The sequence below is a fragment of the Pseudoflavonifractor sp. An176 genome (assembly GCF_002160435.1).
GTDB lineage: Bacteria > Bacillota > Clostridia > Oscillospirales > Oscillospiraceae > Enterenecus > Enterenecus faecium.
The window spans coordinates 17,459-37,442 of sequence record NZ_NFKO01000020.1; the positions used below are offsets into that span (position 1 = coordinate 17,459).

General features: G+C 61.5%; 15 protein-coding genes. 5 read left to right on the top strand and 10 right to left on the bottom strand.

The window, feature by feature from the left end:
* Positions 1–40 precede the first annotated feature (40 nt).
* On the top strand, positions 41–2,323 hold the full coding sequence (locus tag B5F12_RS08550) for a YhgE/Pip domain-containing protein (RefSeq protein ID WP_158096787.1): 2,283 nt from the start codon (positions 41–43) through the stop codon (positions 2,321–2,323).
* Between the two features lie 67 nt (positions 2,324–2,390).
* On the opposite strand, the gene B5F12_RS08555 is transcribed toward B5F12_RS08550, so the two are convergent.
* The 3 genes from B5F12_RS08555 to gap form a co-directional block, all read right to left on the bottom strand.
* A complete protein-coding gene (locus B5F12_RS08555) occupies positions 2,391–2,921 on the bottom strand; it encodes a hypothetical protein (protein ID WP_087233245.1) in 531 nt (176 codons plus the stop codon).
* A gap of 63 nt (positions 2,922–2,984) precedes the next feature.
* Positions 2,985–3,461 (bottom strand): hypothetical protein, encoded by a 477-nt coding sequence (locus B5F12_RS08560; RefSeq protein WP_143482365.1) that lies wholly within the window; start codon positions 3,459–3,461, stop codon positions 2,985–2,987.
* A 154-nt stretch (positions 3,462–3,615) separates the two neighbouring features.
* Positions 3,616–4,626, bottom strand: coding sequence for a type I glyceraldehyde-3-phosphate dehydrogenase (gene gap / locus B5F12_RS08565; RefSeq protein ID WP_087233254.1), 1,011 nt, complete (start codon positions 4,624–4,626; stop codon positions 3,616–3,618).
* A gap of 377 nt (positions 4,627–5,003) precedes the next feature.
* Here gap and B5F12_RS08570 point away from each other — a divergent pair, with 377 nt between their 5' ends.
* Entirely contained in the window at positions 5,004–5,633 is a 630-nt protein-coding gene (locus B5F12_RS08570; RefSeq protein ID WP_087233257.1) for a hypothetical protein, read from the top strand.
* Positions 5,634–5,742: 109 nt separating this feature from the next.
* On the top strand, positions 5,743–7,008 hold the full coding sequence (locus tag B5F12_RS08575) for a chloride channel protein (RefSeq protein ID WP_087233260.1): 1,266 nt from the start codon (positions 5,743–5,745) through the stop codon (positions 7,006–7,008).
* Between the two features lie 37 nt (positions 7,009–7,045).
* Here the strand turns inward: B5F12_RS08575 and obgE are convergent, their stop codons facing one another.
* The 7 genes from obgE to B5F12_RS08610 all read right to left on the bottom strand — a co-directional run bounded on the left by obgE (position 7,046) and on the right by B5F12_RS08610 (position 13,445).
* A complete protein-coding gene (gene obgE, locus B5F12_RS08580; RefSeq protein WP_087233263.1) occupies positions 7,046–8,329 on the bottom strand; it encodes a GTPase ObgE in 1,284 nt (427 codons plus the stop codon).
* 334 nt (positions 8,330–8,663) lie between these two features.
* Positions 8,664–8,948 (bottom strand): 50S ribosomal protein L27, encoded by a 285-nt coding sequence (gene rpmA, locus B5F12_RS08585; protein ID WP_087233266.1) that lies wholly within the window; start codon positions 8,946–8,948, stop codon positions 8,664–8,666.
* A gap of 38 nt (positions 8,949–8,986) precedes the next feature.
* Complete coding sequence (locus B5F12_RS08590; RefSeq protein WP_087233269.1) at positions 8,987–9,331, bottom strand: ribosomal-processing cysteine protease Prp; 345 nt, start codon at positions 9,329–9,331, stop codon at positions 8,987–8,989.
* A 15-nt stretch (positions 9,332–9,346) separates the two neighbouring features.
* Positions 9,347–9,658, bottom strand: a complete 312-nt coding sequence (rplU, locus tag B5F12_RS08595; protein ID WP_087233272.1) for a 50S ribosomal protein L21 — start codon at positions 9,656–9,658, stop codon at positions 9,347–9,349.
* Between the two features lie 873 nt (positions 9,659–10,531).
* Positions 10,532–12,010: a coproporphyrinogen dehydrogenase HemZ gene (hemZ, locus tag B5F12_RS08600; protein WP_087233275.1), complete on the bottom strand. Its 1,479-nt coding sequence runs from the start codon at positions 12,008–12,010 to the stop codon at positions 10,532–10,534.
* Positions 12,007–12,642: an MBL fold metallo-hydrolase gene (locus B5F12_RS08605; protein ID WP_087233278.1), complete on the bottom strand. Its 636-nt coding sequence runs from the start codon at positions 12,640–12,642 to the stop codon at positions 12,007–12,009. The genes hemZ and B5F12_RS08605 overlap by 4 nt, the downstream gene beginning before the upstream one ends.
* A 110-nt stretch (positions 12,643–12,752) precedes the next feature.
* Positions 12,753–13,445: an anaerobic ribonucleoside-triphosphate reductase activating protein gene (locus B5F12_RS08610; protein WP_087233281.1), complete on the bottom strand. Its 693-nt coding sequence runs from the start codon at positions 13,443–13,445 to the stop codon at positions 12,753–12,755.
* Between the two features lie 715 nt (positions 13,446–14,160).
* Between B5F12_RS08610 and B5F12_RS08615 the strand changes: the two genes are divergently transcribed.
* Together B5F12_RS08615 and B5F12_RS08620 are read left to right on the top strand one after the other, a co-directional pair.
* Positions 14,161–16,227 carry a ribonucleoside triphosphate reductase gene (locus B5F12_RS08615; protein ID WP_242954927.1) on the top strand — a complete coding sequence of 689 codons (2,067 nt, stop codon included), beginning with the start codon at positions 14,161–14,163 and terminating at the stop codon, positions 16,225–16,227.
* Positions 16,228–16,851: 624 nt separating this feature from the next.
* Positions 16,852–19,984, top strand: a 3,133-nt coding sequence (locus B5F12_RS08620; protein WP_242954928.1) for an alpha-L-fucosidase, incomplete at its 3' end; no start/stop codon positions are given.

Sequence of the window (19,984 nt, forward strand, 5' to 3'; positions counted from 1 at the left end):
AGACACCATGTCTACAAAACCTGGAAGGAAGGGTTTGACGTTGAAACGACAAGAATGGAAGCGTTTGCTGCACAATCCGCTGCTGTTGGTGGTGATGGTGGCCATTATCGCCATTCCCACCATCTACACCACCCTGTTTTTGGGCTCCATGTGGGACCCCTACGGGAATGTGGAGCATTTGCCGGTGGCGGTGGTAAATCTGGACCAGCCGGTGACGGTGGAGGACGAGACCTATGACATTGGGCAGTCCCTGGTGGACAACCTGAAGGAGGACGCCTCCCTGGACTTCCACTTCATGGGCCAGGAGGAGGCCCAGGAGGGGCTGGCGGACGGCACCTACTACATGGTCATCACCATCCCGGAGGACTTCTCCCAGCGGGCCGCCTCCATCACCGAGGCCCACCCCCAGACCATGGAGCTGAAGTACGAGACCAACCCCGGCACCAACTACATCGCCTCCAAGCTGGGGGAGAGCGCCATGAAGGAGATGGAGCTGGGAGTGCGGGAGGAAGTGACCCGCACCTACGCCACCACCATGCTGGAGCAGATCGGCGTGGTGGGAGACGGCATGACCCAGGCCGCTGACGGCAGCGGGGAGCTGAAAGACGGGGCAAACACCCTCACCCAGGGAGCCCAGTCCCTCACCGACTATCTGGCGCAGCTGGCAGGGAGCTCCCTCACCTTCGTGGACGGCTCCCAGCGGCTGAGCCAGGGCCTGGGCGAGTATCTGGCGGGGGTAACCCAGGTGGCAGAGGGCAGCGGAGCCCTCAACGACGGCGCCAAGCAGCTGGAGGACGGGCTGGGCCAGCTCCAACAGGCCACCCAGCCCCTCACCCAGGGCGTGGAGCAGCTGCAAGCAGGAGCCCAGAATTTGGCCCAGGGAGCCGGTCAGGCGGCGTCCAGCAGCGGCACCCTATCCCAGGGCGCTGCCCAGGTGGATGAGAGCCTGGGGGCCCTCCTGGCGGGCCTCCAGACCCTGCAAAGCCAGACCGCCGATCTGCCCCAGAACGCCCAGGCCCTGGCCCAAGGAGCCAAGCAGTTGGAGCAGGGGCTACAGGGGCTGTCCCTGGCCATCCAGAGCGGCCAGGTGAGCACGCAGCAGCTGCAAGCCCTGGTGGGCCAGCTGCAACAGGGGGCAGGTCAGCTGTCCCAGGGGCTGGGCCAGCTCAATCAGCAGGCCCCTGCCCTCACCCAGGGCATTGCTCAGGCCGCCCAGGGGGCCGGACAGCTGAAAGACCAGGGCACCGCTCCCCTGCGCTCCGGCGCTGCCCAGCTGCAACAGGGCCTCGACACTCTGGCCCAGGGCAGTGAGACGCTGTCCCAGGGCGTGACCCAGATGCAGGGCCAGCTTCCCGCCCTCACCCAGGGGGTGGACAAGCTGTATCAGGGCGCTGCCCAGCTCCACCAGGGCACCCAGAGTCTGGTGGACGGCGCTGGCCAGCTCATGGACAACAAGGCCCAGCTGACGGAAGGCATGGACGCCCTCACCCAGGGCTCGGTGCAGATTCAGGACGCCGCCGGGCAGCTGCACCAGGGGGCTCAGACCCTCACCGACGGGGCAAAGGCCCTGGAGGACGGAGCGGCCACCCTCCAGGACAAACTGGCCGAGGGCGCTCAGGAGATTGCCGACACCAACACGGGAGACGAGGTGGCGGACATGATGGCCGCCCCGGTGGACACCCAGGAGAGCCAGCTCACCCAGGTGCCCAACAACGGCCACGGCATGGCCCCCTACATGATGTCGGTGGCCCTGTGGGTGGGCTGCATCGCCTTTAGCCTGATGTATCCCCTGACCCAGTACAGCGGCGAGCTGAAAAGCGGCTTTGCCTGGTGGCGGAGCAAGGCCTCGGTGCTGTACACCGTGGCCATTGCAGAGGCCCTGGTGATGCTGGGCAGCCTCCACCTGTTCAACGGGTTCCAGCCCGTGGACTGGGGCCGCACGGTGCTGGTGGCCCTGGTGGCCGCCCTTACCTTCATGTCGGTGATGTACTTCTTCACCTGCCTGATGGGCAAGGTGGGCAGCTTCCTGATGCTTATCTTCATGGTGCTCCAGCTGGCGGGCTCGGTGGGCACCTATCCCCTGGAGCTGTCCGGCTCCTTCGTCCCCGCCCTCAACGGCTGGGTGCCCTTCACCTACACCGTGCGGGCCTTCCGCAGCGCCATTGCCGGAGGCCAGGACATTACGGGATGCCTGGTGTATCTGGGGGTGTGGCTGGTGGTGTTCACCGCCCTGACGCTGGTGGTGTTCCACGTGCGCACCCGCCGCATCCGCCGGGGGCAGCCCACCCTCATGGTGTGGCTGGAAGAGCACAGCCTGGCCTGATTTCCTACAAAAGATACAGGGTCCAATGTCCTTGCGGACATTGGACCCTGTTTTCTTATGAGAAATATTACTCGGCGTCCACCAGGGAGATGCCGTAGGTCATCTGACCGGTGTACAGCACGCCCTTGTACTGGCTGGAAGAGAAGCTGATGACGGGCTTGACCTGGAAGGTCTTGGTGCCGTTGTCGGTGAAGGACACCAGCTCGGTGCCGTTGGCATTGTCGGGAGCGGTCTCCACCACGGTGCCATCCTCCAGGATGAACTGGTAGCGGGTATATCCGGTCTTCCCGTCCTCGGTCTTGCCCTCCATGCGCATCTGGTCCCGGAACTGATCGGTGCCGGCGATGGTGACGGAGATCTTCTTGCCGTCCAGGTTGGCCACGTTCTCGGCCACGATGTTCACATCGCTGCCGTCCTTGTCCATGGTCACAGCGTCAGGAATGGTGACGGTGTAGGTGGGGTCGTTCTTGTAGTCGAAGCTGAAGGTGGTGCCGATGGCCTCGGTGCTGTTCTGGTCAAAGCTGGCGGCAAAGCCGGGCAGAACGGCCAGAGAGAAGCACATGGTGGCGGCCATCAGGGTAGCAAGGGCCTTTTTCATGGTGAGTTCCTCCTAGAAGTGTGATGTATATGTCAACCGCAGCAAAAAACTGGCGGCGGTTGTCTACGAGGCGACAATGAGGTCGGCAGACACCACAGCGTCATTTTTGGCCGCTCCGGTCTCCCGGTCGTAGGGCTGGACGTGCACTTCCAGGGTGTACTCCCCCTCCTCCAGGGCCCGGTCCAGGGTGATCTCCTGAACCGCCTTTCCCGGTTCGATGCCCTCAGAGACATACAGAGGGGTATCCTCTCCGGCCAGTGACAGGGTATAGACAAAGATGCAGTCGTTCTCCTCCGGGTTGTACAGGGTGATCTGCACATTTTTCTCTCCGGCGGGGAACACCACGGTGCCGAAACCGGGGATTTTGGTGCCGGAGCCCTGGGAGTTGTCCACTAGAGCCGAGGGCTCCCAGGCCTGGGCGTTGGGGTCCAGGGCCATACCGGAAGACTGCATGGTCCCCAGCCGATAGGCCGCGGCGATGCCCGCCAGCAACACCACCACAATGGCTGCGGCCAGCAATATCCGACGTGTTCCCTTCATATCCCACTCGCTCCCTCTTTGATCGTCATTGGTAGACACAATCTACCAAACCCATGTATAAACTGTCACCAGGGTTTGGTAAAGAAATGGTAAGAGGGGCGAAAAAAGCGCAAAAAAGGGCTCTGCCGAAGCAGAGCCCTTTGAAATGGTTTTCTTACTTGTGGTCCACGGAGTACATGTGCTTGATGAGCTCCAGAACCTTGTTGGAGTAACCCATCTCGTTGTCGTACCAGGACACGACCTTCACGAAGGTGTCGGTCAGAGCGATACCAGCCTTGGCATCGAAGATGGAGGTACGGGAATCGCCCAGGAAGTCGCTGGACACCACGTCCTCGTCGGTGTAGCCCAGAACGCCCTTCAGCTCGCCCTCAGAAGCCTTCTTCATGGCGTCGCAGATCTCAGCGTAGGTGGCGGGCTTCTCCAGGTTGACAGTCAGGTCGACCACGGACACGTCCAGGGTGGGAACACGCATGGACATACCGGTCAGCTTGCCGTTCAGAGCGGGGATAACCTTGCCCACGGCCTTAGCAGCGCCAGTGGAGGAGGGGATGATGTTGCCGGTAGCAGCACGGCCGCCGCGCCAATCCTTCAGAGAGGGACCGTCAACGGTCTTCTGGGTAGCGGTGACAGAGTGCACGGTGGTCATCAGGCCGTCCTTGATGCCGAAGTTGTCGTTCAGCACCTTAGCGATGGGGGCCAGGCAGTTGGTGGTGCAGGAAGCGTTGGACACGAAGGTCATGTCGGAGGTGTAAGCGTCCAGGTTGACGCCGCACACGAACATGGGGGTGTCGTCCTTGGAAGGAGCGGACATGATGACCTTCTTGGCGCCGGCGTCGATGTGAGCCTGAGCCTTCTCCTTGGTCAGGAACAGGCCGGTGGACTCCACAACGTACTCAGCCTCCAGCTTGCCCCAGGGAATGTCAGCGGGGTTACGCTCGGCGAAGACAGGGATCTCCTTGCCGTTGACAACGATGCCGGTCTCGGTGGCGGAAACCTCGCCCTCGAAGTGGCCGTGCATGGTGTCGTACTTCAGCATATAGGCCAGGTAATCAGCGGGACACAGATCGTTGATACCCACGATCTCGATCTCGGGATGATTGATGCTGGCGCGGAAAACCATTCGGCCGATACGGCCAAAACCGTTAATACCTACTTTAATGCTCATTGGTATCACTCCTTATAAAATTGGATGATCGCGTTTGCGCAAGGCTATTATACATCACATTCCAGCCAAATGGAAGGGGGTTGTGAAAAATTTTTCAAAGTTTCTTTGCCCCAGGCAGCACAGGAACCCTCTGGCTACAAAAAGCCGGAAAAATCCTCCATATGGCAGAAACTCGGGCCAAAAAAGAGCGGTTGAACCGGCAGCAACCGCGAAAATCCGGGGCAAAACCGCCAAATTCTCCAGACAAATCACGTCAAATAATCCAAAAAATTTGTAACATCCTGGGCCCTGCTTGAAAGATATGCACACGTATGATATGATGGAACCAAAAAGCGCAGCTATGCGCCCAAGAGAGACGAGGAAAGGAGTTATGAACCATGAAACACAGATGGATGGCATTGCCTCTGGCCTTAGGACTGACTCTGACCCTGGCCGCCTGCGGCGGCAACGACCCCAAGGAGGACCTGGTGGGCGCCTGGTCCGGCCAGGTGGATGTGATGGACCAGGTGGTGGAGGGAATACGGGTGACCGCCCCCGAGATCGCCGACGAGCTGGAGCTAGAGAACTTCTACATTCCCCTGGAGATGGAGTTCCGGGACGACAACACCTATATCATGACGGTGGACCAGGAGAAGCTGGACGAGAGCATGGATGCGCTGATTCAGAAGTCGGTGGATGCCACCATGGTATACATGGAGCAGATGCTCAAGGAGCAGGGCATCACCGACATGACGGTGGACGAGGCCCTGGCCCAGTCCGGCATGGACCGGGAGAGCTTCACCGACTTGATGGAACAGAGCATGGGCAATCTGAGCTCCTCCGTAGTCCAGCAGATTCAGACGGAGGGCCAGTACCGGCTGGAGGGGAATCAGATGTACACCTCCGATGACAAGGACACGGAGCCGGGCAGCGATGGGGCCACCCCCTACACTTTGGACGGCGACAAGTTAAATATGGATTTCAGCAACGTCAGTCTGGGTGAAGTGACCTTCACCCGTGGCGGCTGAACCCACATACCCCGGGCGGGGGGAGCGGTTTGCTCCCCCCGCCCTTGACAGTGCAGGGAGGGGGGAATATAATCGAAATTACCAATGTAACCGTAAAGGGCGGGAGGATATGAGAGAAAAAGTGAGGAATTTCTGGGGCAGGGTCAGCCCCACGGCGGGGGCCTGGGTCCACTGGACCGTGTTGGCGGCCCTCACGGGTGTGGTATGCGGGGCGGCGGGGTCCGCCTTTTCTCATGCCATCACTCTGGTGACCGCATGGCGGGGGCAGCACCCCTGGCTGCTGTTGTGTATGCCCCTGGCGGGCCTGGCCATTGTGTGGCTGTACCAGGTCTGTGGCATGGAAAACGACAGCGGCACCAACCAGATCATCGCCAGCGTGCGCTCCGGCCAGCGGCCACCCTTGCGCCTGGCCCCACTCATTTTCATCGGCTCGGTGCTCACCCACCTCACCGGCGGCAGCGCGGGCCGGGAGGGGGCAGCCCTGCAAATTGGCGGCAGTCTGGCCTGCCAGGTGGGCCAGCGGGTGCACCTGGGGGAACGCCAGATGAATGTGGAGGTCATGTGCGGCATGAGCGGCCTGTTTGCCGCCCTGTTTGGCACCCCACTCACCGCCACAGTGTTTGCCATGGAGGTGGTGAGCGTGGGTATCGTCCACTACTCCGCCTTGTTCCCCTGTCTGCTCACCGCCCTGGTGTCCACGGGGGTCACCGTCCTGCTGGGGGTGGAAGGGGAGCACTACACCCTGTCCGCCATTCCCACCCTGGAGGCGGCGTCCCTGGTCCAAATCGGGGTGCTGGGCGTGGGATGCGCCCTGCTGGCCATCGCCTTCTGCGTGGTGGTGCACCAGACCGGGCACTGGTACGCCCACACCTTCCGCAATCCCTATCTGAGGGCCGTGGTGGGCGGCGTGCTGGTGGTGGCCATCAGCCTCCTGGAGGGCAGCGGCGACTACAACGGGGCAGGGGGACACATCATCGCCCTGGCGGTGGATGAGGGCACCGTGCACGTGCCCTGGGCCTTTGCCTTGAAACTGCTGCTCACCGCTCTCACCCTGGGGGCGGGCTACCGGGGCGGCGAGATCGTGCCCACCTTCTTTGTGGGGGCCACCTTCGGCTGTGCCGTGGCCCCGCTGCTGGGGGTAGACCCGGGCTTTGGGGCGGCGGTGTGTATGATTGCACTCTTTTGTGGCGTGGTGAATTGCCCCCTGGCCAGCATCTTTTTGAGTGTGGAGCTGTTCGGCAGTGAGGGGCTTCTGTTCTTCGCCCTGGCCTGTGCCCTCAGCTACCTGCTCAGCGGCAAGTTCTCGTTGTACTCCAGCCAGAAAATTGTCTATTCCAAGCTGGAACCCCGGTTTATTGACGAACATGCGCACTAAAAAACACCCTGGAAGCGGCGCTTCCAGGGTGTTTTTCTCACTTCTGATACTCGAATTCCAGATTGTACAGGCACACCAGGTCGCCGTCGGTGACGCCCTTGGCCTCCATCTGGTCGAAGACGCCCGCTTCCCGCAGCCGCTTGTCGAACCAGTTGCGGCTCTCGTAGTCGGAGAAGTTGACGTTGGCCATGAGCTGGCGCAGCCAGGGCCCGTCCACCAGCCAGGTGCCATCGTCGTCCCGGGTAATCTCCAGGGGGGCGGAGGTGTCCACCTCGGGGGGACGCTCCACAAAGGTGGGCTCGAACACCAGGATGGGGGGGAGGTGGGCCAGCTCGTCGGCGGCGGCGTACATCAGCTCTTTGGTGCCCTGGTGGGTGGCGGCGGACATCTCAAAGAGACGGCAGCCCTTGGCCTCCACGTGGGCCCGCAGCCGCTCCAGCAGCTCGGGGTCCTCCATCACGTCCACCTTGTTGGCAGCCACCAGCATTTTGCGGGAAGCCAGCTCGGGGGACCACTGCTCCAGCTCGGTGCAGATGGTGTCGAAGTCCTCCACCGGGTCCCGGCCCTCGCTGCCAGACACGTCCACCACGTGGATCAGGAGGCGGCAGCGGTCAATGTGGCGCAAAAAGTCATGGCCCAGACCGGCACCCTCGGCGGCACCCTCAATGATGCCGGGGATGTCGGCCAGCACGAAGGAGCGGCCCTCCTCCATGGGCACCACGCCCAGGTTGGGGAAGAGGGTGGTAAAGTGGTAGTTGGCGATCTTGGGCTGGGCACGGGTGACCACAGAGAGCAGGGTGGACTTGCCCACGTTGGGGAAGCCCACCAAGCCCACATCGGCCAGCAGCTTCAGCTCCAGGATGACGTCCCGCTCCTGGCCGGGCAGGCCGGCCTTGGCAAACCGGGGCACCTGGCGGGTGGGGGTGGCAAAGTGCTGGTTGCCCCAGCCGCCCTTGCCGCCCTTGGCCAGCACAAAGGGCTTGTCATCGGACATGTCGCAGATGATTTCCTTGGTCTCGGCGTCCCGCACCACGGTGCCACGAGGCACCTTGATGACCAGGTCCGCCCCGTCCTTGCCGGTGCAGCGCTTGCCGCTGCCGTTCATGCCGGTTTCGGCCACATACTTGCGCTTATAGCGGAAGTCCATGAGGGTGGACATGTGGGGGTCCACGGTGAGGACGATGTTGCCGCCCCGTCCGCCGTCGCCGCCGTCGGGACCGCCAGCGGCCACGTATTTCTCCCGGTGGAAGGAGACGGCGCCGCCGCCGCCCGCCCCGGCCCGCACCAGGATTCGGGCGGTATCAATGAATTGATTGGCCATGGTAGGCACCTCCATTTCGAAAAAAGTGAATAACGAATAATGAATAATGAAGAAGTATGGTGTGCCTGCGGCACAGATTTCGATTGAGCGCCCAGGTCAAAAAGCCCTCGGCAGAGTTTCCCCGCCTCCAGGCGGGGAAATAAATTAAAATCACGTCTTTTCCCAGGACATGCGCATGGGAAAAGACACTTCTGGAGCCCGCCAGTGTGGAATTGGGTCGCCCTTTGACCCAATTATGCATGCAGCGGGCTGCAAGCTCCCACAAAATGCGTGCATTTTGTGGGATTACAAAAACGTCCCGGACAAGAGCTATGTCCGGGACGTTTTAACAGCATTACTGAGCGATCTCGTACACGGAGACCTTCTTGCGGTCCTTGCCCATGCGCTCGAACTTCACCTTGCCGTCCACCAGGGCGAACAGGGTGTCGTCGGAGCCCTTACCCACGTTGGTGCCGGGGTGGATGTGGCTGCCGCGCTGACGAACCAGAATGTTGCCGGCCAGAACGAACTGACCATCGGCACGCTTCACGCCCAGGCGCTTGGACTCGGAGTCACGGCCGTTCTTGGTGGAGCCGCCGCCCTTCTTGTGAGCGAAGAGCTGGATGTTGATCTTCAGCATAAGTCGTTACCGTCCTTTCTAAAGGCTGATTGAGGACCTCAGTCCTCGTCATCATCGTCCAGCAGAACGATGAGATTGTCGGGGTATTCCTGGCTCAGAGCCTGGAGATAGACCATCAAGCCAACCATCAAATTCTGGCTGGTGTGCTCATTTCCCTGGCTCAGGCCAGTAGGAAGCCGCAGAGACAGGTGGGCTTCCTCCTCCTTGACCTTTACCGGCGCTCCCAGACCCAGCACCTCATTCAAAGTGCACTCCAGAAGGCCCACGGTAGAGGAGATGGCGGCACAGACGATGTCGGACCCGGCATCGGCGTAGCCGCTGTGTCCATCCACCACAACGCCGTCCATACGGCCATTGCTTGCGTGGAATGTGACGGTGGTCATATGGCGCCTCCTAAATTAGGCGTTGACCTTGGTGATCTCCACCTTGGTGTAGGGCTGACGATGGCCCTGACGACGGCGGTAGTTCTTCTTGGGCTTGTACTTGAAGACCAGCACCTTCTTGCCCTTGCCGTTCTTCACCACGTTGGCGGTGACGGAGGCACCCTCCACAACGGGAGCGCCGAAGGTAGCGCTGTCGCCGTTCAGGACAGCCAGAACCTTGTCGAAGGTGATGGAGCTACCGGCCTCGGCATCCAGCTTCTCGATGTAGAGGACGTCGCCCTCGGTCACCTTGTACTGCTTGCCGCCGGTCTCGATGATTGCGTGCATACTTTGCACCTGCCTTTCCTTTATTACGGGCTCGCTGTCGGGGGAGGAAGCTCGAAACTTCACTTATGTCCCATTCAAAGCGGCTTTGACATTATATCAACGCCTGGGGGCGTTGTCAATGGTTTTCTCTCAATTCTTCAAAGAAAACCATTGGCTTTTTTCCTCTTTCTCTGGAGACCTGTCCTTCTCCGATTTCTCAGGCGCAGACCAGCGCCCCAGCCGGGGACGCTCCCGGCCAAAGGCTCCCCCTGAGTCAGGGGTTGACCGTCTAACCGTCCCTGTTTCCGGCTTGCCAGCCTGGTGGGGACGCTACCCGCTGGGGGTTTCTTTTGGGCGGGCAAAAGAAACCAAAACCCGCTTAGGGCGTTCCCCCCTAAGGACCTCCCTGGGGTACGAGGTCGCCCCTGCGTCAAGGCTATGTTCGGCCCGTCACCCTTGCTGTGGCGCCTAGTTCTGCCACCACACCAGGCCACCTTGGACAGCTGGCCCTATGGCTGGACGGTTTCCACGTCCGGGCCTTCCTTGGAGAAGCGGCGTTCCCGCCGCCGGAAGCCGGGCCCCCGATAGCTGGGAACAGCGGCACACCAGGGTAAAGCCCTGGGAGTAGACGGATTATGTTTCAGAGGAGTAGGTATGTTTTGTAGAAGTTCCATGCCATCTATGTGGCCCCACCAGTCCAAGGGCCGAAAAGAGGAGGACGCAGGGACACCCAGTACCGCGGGGTGGATTCCACAAGGCGGGGGAAGGCCCCGCCTTTGGTGGTCTTTGGTTCCTTTCTGGCAGCAGAAAGGAACCCCCAGCGGGGAGCGCGTTCTCCAGGCTTACAAGCATGAAAAAAGCCCCCAAAGTCAATGCAACTTCGAGGGCCTGAATTCAAAGTTTTGCCTGAAACTCCGCCGCCTGGGCCTTATGCTGGCAGATCCGCTCCCAGCTCTCCAAATACTCCTTGGGGTACTTGGGGTTGGACAGGCGGTCAATCTTCCCGGTGGCGGGATTCACCAGCTTGGTGATGCCCCCGGCGCCCAGGGAGAGCACCGACTGCAGCTCCTCCATCATGATGATGTTATAGGCGCATTCGCACCCCGGCTTAGCCCAGCCCACATTTTCAAAGGAGCCGGACATGTACTTTTGCCGATACAGGTAGTAGGGCACATATCCCGCCCCCCGCAGGGTGTTCTCGGCATAGGCCAGCATGTCCGCCACTTCCTGGGGCGTGCACAGCTTGCCCTGCTCCTCCATGAGCTTGGCCCCCTTTTTCAGGGCCAGGGTGTGGACCGTGATGTTGGCGGGGTCCATGGCCACCACCTGCTCCAGGGTGCGGGCAAAGCCCTCCACCGTGTCGGTGGGCAGGCCTGCAATCAAATCCATATTTACCATGCCGCCGTAGGCGTCCTTGGCCAATGCCATGGCATCCACGATCTGGGCGGCGGTGTGGGCCCGGCCCATCTCGATGAGCACCGAGTCCTCCATGGTCTGGGGGTTGATGGAGATGCGGTGGATGTGGTGGGCCTTCAGCACCTCCAACTTTTCCCGGGTAATGGTGTCGGGGCGGCCCGCCTCCACCGTGAACTCTACGCACCCCTCCAGAGGTAAGTGCTGCTCCATGTGAGTGAGCACCCGGTCCATTTGCTCAGCGGACAGGGTAGTGGGGGTGCCGCCTCCCATGTAGGCGGTCTTGACGGTGACTCCGTGGGCTCTGAGCTGCGCCCCGGCCTCCTCAATCTCCCGGCACAGGGCGTCCACGTAGGGCTCCACCAGGGCCAGAGCCCCCTTCACGTCGGCGGAGATGAAGGAACAGTAGGCGCACCGGGTGGGGCAGAAGGGGATACCCACATACAAAGACAGCTGTTTGGGCTCCAGGCTGCGGATGACAGACAGGGCGGCGTGGGCACAGTCCATGGCCAGGTCCGCCCGGGAGGGGCTGACCCGGTAGAGTTCTGTCAGGGTGTCCCGAGCCTGCTGGGGGGTGTCGCCCGCCACCATCTGGCGGGTGGGCAGCTTCACCGGGCGCACCCCGGTAAGGGCCCCCCAGGGGGGCTCTTGGCCCAGGGCGGCCACTCCGGCGTCGTAGAAAGCCAGGCGAATCACCCGCTGGCGCACCCGGTCGTCCTCCAGCCCGCCGGTGAGGTTGGTCTCCGGCTCGCTGCGCTGGGCCTCGTACACACCCCCGTCCCACCACAACTTGGCATGGGCCACCACGGCATGCCCCCGGGTGAACAGTTCCACCTGGGCCATGGACTGGTCCCAGGTGGGTGGTGTGTCGGGATATTCGGGTTTTTGGCCGGGGAACAGGGTCATCATCATCTGCTCCACGGCGTACTGGTACTGGTGGCCCACCAAATACAGCTTCATCCCCGTCTCATGGCCTCCAGCATGCAGAAGTTGGTGGTGCGCTCCCGCTCCAAGGTCGAGGAGCCCTCATGGCCGGGGAACACCCGCCAGTCCCCGGGCAGCTGGGCCAGGCGCTTGAGAGAATGGAGCAGCTGAGTCTCGCTGCCACCCTCCAGGTCGGTGCGGCCCATGGAGCCCTCAAAGAGGGTGTCTCCGGTAAACAGGGCGTCTTCCACCTGGAGCACCACGCCGCCGGGGGTGTGGCCGGGGGTGTGGAGCACATGGACGGTGAGGCCGCCTACGGGCACGGTGTCCCCCTCCTGGTAGGGCAGCACGTTCCCAAAGGAGCTGACGCTGGGGAAGGTGGTGCCGAACAGGGAAGTGGTGGTCTCGTTGGGGTTCACATCCGCCGGGTGGCAGTATACGGGCAGGTTGGGCCACTGAGAGCGCAGGCCGGGAATGCCCAGGATGTGGTCAAAGTGGCTGTGGGTGAGGAGGATGGCCACGGGATTCAGGCCACGGCCCTGGATGAAAGCGGCCACCTGCTCCCCGTCGTCGCCGGGGTCCACCACGGCGCAGTCCAGGGTGTTCTCGTCCCAGAAGATATAACAGTTGGTTTGAATCATGCCCAGTTGCATGCGTTTGATTTCCATATTGTCACCTCGAACAGTTCCCCCGCTTGGGGCGGGAGAAGGTCATAAATTGTCGGTAACATCATACCTTGTTTGATACAAAATGTAAAGATGGAACCGTTCGACCCCCTTCAACGCACTTCGACGTTTGACACATAGGGGCGCATTTGGGCGGCAAAGCCCTCCATGGTCTCCCCGTCCCAGGCGGAGAGGCCCGGGCGCAGCACCGTGTCCCGGTGGGTGAAGGTCTGGAGGTAATACCGCTTGGCCCCGGCAATCCAGGGCCCAATCTGGGCAAAGGACTGGGCATCGTGGAACTGGCGCACCACGGTGGTGCGAAATTCGTAGTCCACCCGGCCCTCCAGCAGCCAGGAAACGCTCTCCCGGATGGGGGAGAGGTCCAGCCCCGGCACGCCCACGGTCTCTGCGTACCGGGCGGGGCTATTTTTGATGTCCATGGCCACGTAGTCCACCAGGCCAGATTTCCACAATTCCACAAGCCGCTGTGGAAAACTCCCGTTGGTGTCCACCTTCACCAGATAGCCCAGGCCCTTGACCAGCTCCAGCAGCTGGGGCAGCTGGGGATTCAACAGGGGCTCGCCGCCGCTGACGCACACCCCGTCCAGCAGCCCCTGCCGCCGTTGGAGAAAGTCGCGGAATTTCTCCAGCGCCAGGGGTGGAGCGGACTGCTCCCTCTCCAGCTCCACCAGGGTGGCGTTGTGGCAGAAGGGGCAGCGGAAGTTGCAGCCCTTCAAAAATACGGTGCACCCCACCTTGTTGGGAAAGTCCAGCAGGGTCATGGGCTGAAATCCATCGATGGTCATGGCAATTCCCCCTTTTTTGTTCTCCCATTCATGGTAGACGGGCGGGGCCGGGTTGTCAAGGGTGACGCTCCCCGCTGGGGGTTCCTTTTGTGCGGGCAAAAGGAACCAAAACCCGCTTAGGGCGTTCCCCCCTAAGGACCTCCCTGGGGTACGAGGCTGTAAATATGTCAAGCCTATGTTCGGCCCGTTACCCCTGCTGTGGCTCCTGCCACTGCCACCACACCAGGCCACTATGGCAGCTGGCCCTATGGCTGGGCGGTTTCCACCTCCGGGCCTTCCCTGGAGAAGCGGCGTTCCCGCCGCCGTCAGCCAGGCCACCGATCGCTGGGAACAGCGGCTCACCAGGGTGAGGCCCTGGGAGTAGAAGTAGCATTTTTCAGAGAAGCAGGTGCATTCTGTAGAAAGACAGTCTATCTATGTGACCCCACCGGACCAGGGCCGAGAAGAGAAAGACGCATCAGGCAGCCCCGTACCGGCGGGGTGGATTCCACAAGGCGGGGGAAGGCCCCGCCTTTGGCGATTCTTTCCCCCATTTCTCATCGGCGAGAAATGGGGCCCAGCGGAGCGTCCCTGGCAGGGACACGCTTGAATACACAATATCTTGTGTCAAAAATATAACACAGCAATATATGTTGATTTTCGTCAGGGGGCGTGCTATCATGAAAGAGCACCGCCCGCAGGGCGGCAACCGCAAACACAGAGAGGAGCGTGGCCTATGTACCAAGTGACCAAGCGGGACGGCTCCACCGTTCCCTTTCAATTAAGCAAGATCATCGCCGCCATGACCCGTGCCTTTGAGGCCCAGGGGCAGCAGGCCCACCCGGAGGTGGTGGAGCTGCTGGCGCTGCGGGTGACGGCAGATTTTCAGCCCAAGATTCAAAACGACCTCATCGCCGTGGAGGACATCCAGGACAGCGTGGAAGTGGTGCTCATCCAGGCGGGGTATGACCAGGTGGCCAAGGCCTATATTCTCTACCGCAAGCAGCGGGAAAACGTGCGCCACGCCTCGTCCACCCTCCTCAACTACAAGGAGCTGGTGGACAACTATCTGCGCATCAACGACTGGCGGGTGAAGGAGAACTCCACCGTCACCTACTCGGTGGGGGGCCTCATTCTGTCCAACTCCGGGGCCATCACCGCCAACTACTGGCTTAGCGAAATCTACGACCAGGAGGTGGCCCAGGCCCACCGGGACGGAGACCTGCACCTCCACGACCTGTCCATGCTCACCGGGTACTGCGCCGGGTGGTCCCTGAAACAGCTCATCTATCAGGGTCTGGGAGGCGTGCCGGGGAAAATCACCTCGTCCCCCGCCCGTCACCTGTCCACCCTGTGCAACCAGATGGTGAACTTCCTGGGCATCATGCAAAACGAGTGGGCTGGAGCCCAGGCCTTCTCCTCCTTCGACACCTATCTGGCCCCCTTTGTCCGGGTGGACCATCTGAGCCAGCACGAGGTAAAACAGTGCATCCAGTCCTTTGTCTACGGGGTGAACACCCCCAGCCGCTGGGGCACCCAGGCCCCCTTTACCAACATCACCCTGGACTGGACCGTGCCCCCCGATCTGGCGGGACAGCCCGCCATTGTGGGCGGGAAGTTCATGGACTTCACCTATGGGGACTGCAAAAAGGAGATGGACATGGTCAACCGGGCCTTTTTGGAGATCATGATTGAGGGGGACGCCAATGGCCGGGGCTTCCAGTACCCCATTCCCACCTACTCCATCACCCGGGACTTCGACTGGTCGGAGACGGAGAACAACAAGCTGCTCTTTGAGATGACCGCCAAGTACGGCACCCCCTACTTTTCCAACTACATCAACTCGGACATGGAGCCCTCCGACGTGCGCTCCATGTGCTGCCGCCTGCGGCTGGACCTGCGGGAGCTGCGCAAGAAGTCCGGGGGCTACTTCGGCTCCGGCGAGTCCACGGGCAGCGTGGGGGTGGTGACCATCAACCTGCCCCGCATCGCCTACCTGTCCAAGGACCCGGAGGAGTTCTATCAGCGGCTGGACCACCTCATGGACCTGGCCGCCCGGTCCCTGCACACCAAGCGCACCGTCATCACCCAGCTGATGGAAAACGGCCTGTATCCCTACACCCGCCACTATCTGGGCACCTTCCGCAACCATTTCTCCACCATCGGCCTGGTGGGGATGAACGAGGTGGGCCTCAACGCCCCCTGGCTGCACCACGACCTCACCCACCCGGACACCCAGGCCTTCGCCGTGGAGGTGCTCACCCACATGCGGGAGCGCCTGTCCGACTACCAGGAGCAGTATGGGGACCTCTTTAACCTGGAGGCCACCCCGGCAGAGTCCACCACCTACCGCTTTGCCAAGCACGACAAGGAGAAATACCCCCTCATCCGCACCGCCAACGACCACGGCACCCCCTACTACACCAACTCCTCCCACCTGCCTGTGGGGTGCACCGACGACCTGTTCGCCGCCCTGGACGTCCAGGACCAGCTCCAGGTGCTCTACACCTCCGGCACGGTGTTCCACGCCTTCCTGGGGGAGAAACTGCCCAGCTGGCAGTCCGCCGCCGCCCTGGTGCGCAAAATCGCTGAAAATTACAAGCTGCCCTACTACACCATTTCCCCCACCTACTCGGTGTGCGCCGACCACGGATACCTGCCCGGGGAGCAGTTCACCTGCCCCCACTGCGGCAAGCCCGCCGAGGTGTACAGCCGCATCACCGGCTACTACCGCCCGGTGCAGAACTGGAACGACGGCAAGACCCAGGAGTTCCACGACCGACAAGTGTATCAAGTGGGATAAAAAACGCCCGTACCTGCCTCACATTGGGGCAGGTACGGGCGCTGTCTTGCAACAGGCGGCAAGGTCTGCTATACTCCAGATAAGGTGCTGCCACACATTTGGCGGTTGTTCCCCCTTCATCTACATAAGGGGGTGCTTCCTTGCCCCCTGGTTGAAAGGGGGTGCACTCATGGAGTATGTCACGTTTTCTGACCTGGTGCAGATTGGACTGCTGATCGTGGGTATTATCGGGCTGTTTCAGCTCAATAAAAGGAAGTAACCGCCCGGCTCCCAACCATGCGGTTACTTCTCTGATTTAACCCGGGGGGACAGCCGTTGCTGGCAGCACCCCTTTTCTATTATTAGTATACCCGTAATAAGAAGGAGTGTCAATCATGAAACAGGGATATGTGCGTTGTGCAAGATGCAAAACAATTTGTCCGCCACGGGAACAGAGGGAATCCCTGTTTCTGGAAGAAATATTATCTAATTTTTACAAAAAATTATACTTAAATCTGCCGAACCTCACAAATTTGGGATTTCGCACAAGAACATGTACCGATGGCAAGTGGGGTATGGTATGATATAAATGAAAAACGGTGCGTGTCCCACAACGCGCCGCACGTATGAAAGGAAGGAATGTACATGAAAGGAAAACGTCCTGCTAAGCGCGGTTTGGCTCTGGCTTTGGCGGGGACCATGCTGGCCTCTACTGTGGTAGGCACCAGCTTCCCGATGGCTTGGGCCGCAGAGCCCACCTACATCGGGGATGCGTCTCTCACCGACAACGCCACCCCAGCCCCCACCCCGGACACCGTTTTGCCCAACGCCAATCAGTATTGGTATCAGAAGGCAGAGCTGTCCGCATTCTGCCACTTTGGCCCCAACACCTTCAACGAGATCGAGTGGGGCGAGCACTACGGGGACAAGACCCCCGATGAGATCTTCAAGCTGGAGACCGACTTCGACGCTGACACCATGGTCAAGACTCTGAAGGACGCCGGCTTCCAGATGCTCATCGTCACCGCCAAGCACCACGACGGCTTCTGTATCTGGAACAGTGCCTACACCGAGTACGATGTGGCCAACACCAGCTACAAGAACGGCCAGGGCGACATTCTGGCTGAGCTGTCCGAGGCCTGCACCAAGTACGACATGAACATGGGCCTGTATCTGTCTCCCTGGGATATCCACGACGACAGCTACGGCTACTACGACGCCAACGGCAACCCCACCAGCAAGGAAAACGACGTGCTGGACTACAACGAGTACTACAACAACCAGCTCCAGGAGATCCTGGGCAACGACAAGTACGGCAACGACGGCCACTTCATTGAGGTGTGGATGGACGGCGCCAAGGGCTCCGGCGCCAACGCTCAGGAGTACGACTTCCAGAAGTGGTTTAACACCATTCAGAGCAACGAGGGCAAGAAGGCCGGCTATGAGGCCGACTGTATGCTCTTCGGCGCTGAGGCCTACACCACCGTGCGCTGGATCGGCAACGAGAACGGCTACGCCGCCGACGACACCTGGTCCAAGTCCATGGTGAACTACGACAACAACACCATCAACAGCGGCTCTCAGGGCGGCTACACCGTGGGCCTGGAAAACGGCAACCAGTGGACCGTGCCTGAGTGTGACGCCCGCATCACTTCCGGCTGGTTCTGGGGCACCACCAAGAACACCCCCAAGACCATTGCCGCCCTGGGCGAGATGTACTTCCGCTCCGTGGGCCACAACGGCACCTTCCTGCTCAACGTGCCCCCCAACAACCAGGGCACCGTGGACCAGGCCATTCTGGACCGTGTGACCGAGTTCGGCCAGAACGTCCAGGAGACCTTTAAGAAGAACCTGGCCACCTCCGTGCAGGCCACCAACGTCCGCGGCAATGACGTGGCCTACAAGCCCGGCAACACCATCGACGGCAACGACGCCACCTACTGGACCACCGAGGACGGCACCAACGAGGGCACCCTGCTCATCGACCTGGGCGGCGTGAAGAGCTTCGACGTGGTGAGCGTGGAAGAGGCCATCCAGAACGGCCAGCGCATCAACTCCTACAAAGTGGAGTATCGCGATGCCAGCGGCGAGTGGCACGAGATGCAGTCCGGCCAGACCATCGGCGCCAAGCGTCTGGTGCGCACCGGAGCCGTCCGGGGCGACCAGGTGCGGATCACCGTGTCCACCCCCGACGGCAAGGTGCCCATGATCAGCGAGGTGGGCGTGTACAAGGCCAGCGAGGGCTTTGAGCTCTCCGGCGCCGCCCCCGACGGCATGGACGTCATCGACATCAAGAATGGGGCCTTCCAGTTCTCCAACGGCTGGACCGACGAGACTGGCTCCCAGTTCATCGGCGGCACCAACAAGTGGGCCAACGCCGGTGCTACCTTCACCGTCAACTTCACCGGCTCCAAGATCTACCTGCTGGGTACCAAGGACCCCAACCACGGCAAGGCTGACATCTACATCGACGGCGAGAAGGTGTCCACCATCGACACCAACGCCTCCGCCCGTGCCCTGGGTCAGTACATCTTCGTCTCCGAGGACCTGGCCGACGGCGAGCACACCCTGGAGCTGCGGGTCACCTCCAAGGCCATCGGCATTGAGGCCGCCTACACCATCAACAACGGCGGCAAGGGCATGATCGGCATCGAGGAGAGCCGCTACACCATGAACGAGGACCAGCGCATGGACGTCAAGCTGGTCCGCGTGGGCGGCACCAGCGACGAGCCGGTCACCGTGCGCCTGTCCCCCAACCCCGGCTCCGCCATTCAGGATGACTTCAACACCGAGCTGAACACCGAGGTCACCTTCCAGCCCGGTGAGACCGAGAAAACCGCTCCGGTGGAGACCCGCCGCAACACCAACATCACCGGCGACCGGGAGTTCACCATCGAGCTGTCCTCCGCCGACAAGGACGTCATCCTGGGCTTCAACCCCATCGCCACCGTCACCATCAAGGATATGGACTCCGCCTCTCGCGAGCAGCTGGAGGCCCTGGTGAATGAGGCCGAGGGCACTCTGGGCGAGTGGTACTCCTCCGGCTGGGACGCCTACGCCCAGGCCGTGGCCCAGGGCAAGGAGCTGCTGGCTTCCACCGACGCCGACCAGGAGGCTATGGCCCAGGCTGTGGCCGCCATCCAGGCCGCCAAGGGCGCTCTGGTGGAGCGTGAGCAGTACTCTGCTGACGACCCCGTGCCCTTCCCCTGGCAGCCCAACTCCACCTATACCGTGGAAGCTGAGTTCGCCATTCTCAAGAACACCGGCGAGGGCGAGGCTTGGCCCCTCCAGGTCTCTGAGGCCAGCTGGGCCAGCCACGGCAAGTTCGTCAACTGCCTGAACCAGAACGACACCATCTCCTTCCCCTATGTGGCCGACCGCACCGGCACCTACACCGTCACCGCCACCTACCGCAGCGGCGACACCAACAACTCCCTGGCTTGGAGCGAGGTGGACGGTAAGATCACCTCCGGCACCGTCTCCGCTGGCGCCGGGGACAGCGCCACCGCCACCCACACCGTCACCTTTGACATCGAGGTCACCGAGGCTGGCGCTGGCACCCTGGTGTTCACCGGCCCCGCCAAGAAGTCTCCCCAGCTGGACAAGCTGGTCATCACCCCCAAGAACATCGACTACCAGACCTGCAACGTCACCGTCACCGCCAATGCCGGCGGCACCGTGTCTCCCGCTGGCACCACCGCTGTCACCGAGGGCGAGTCCTTCACCCTCACCATCACCCCCGACGCCTACTATCATGTGGAGTCCGTGGTGGTCAACG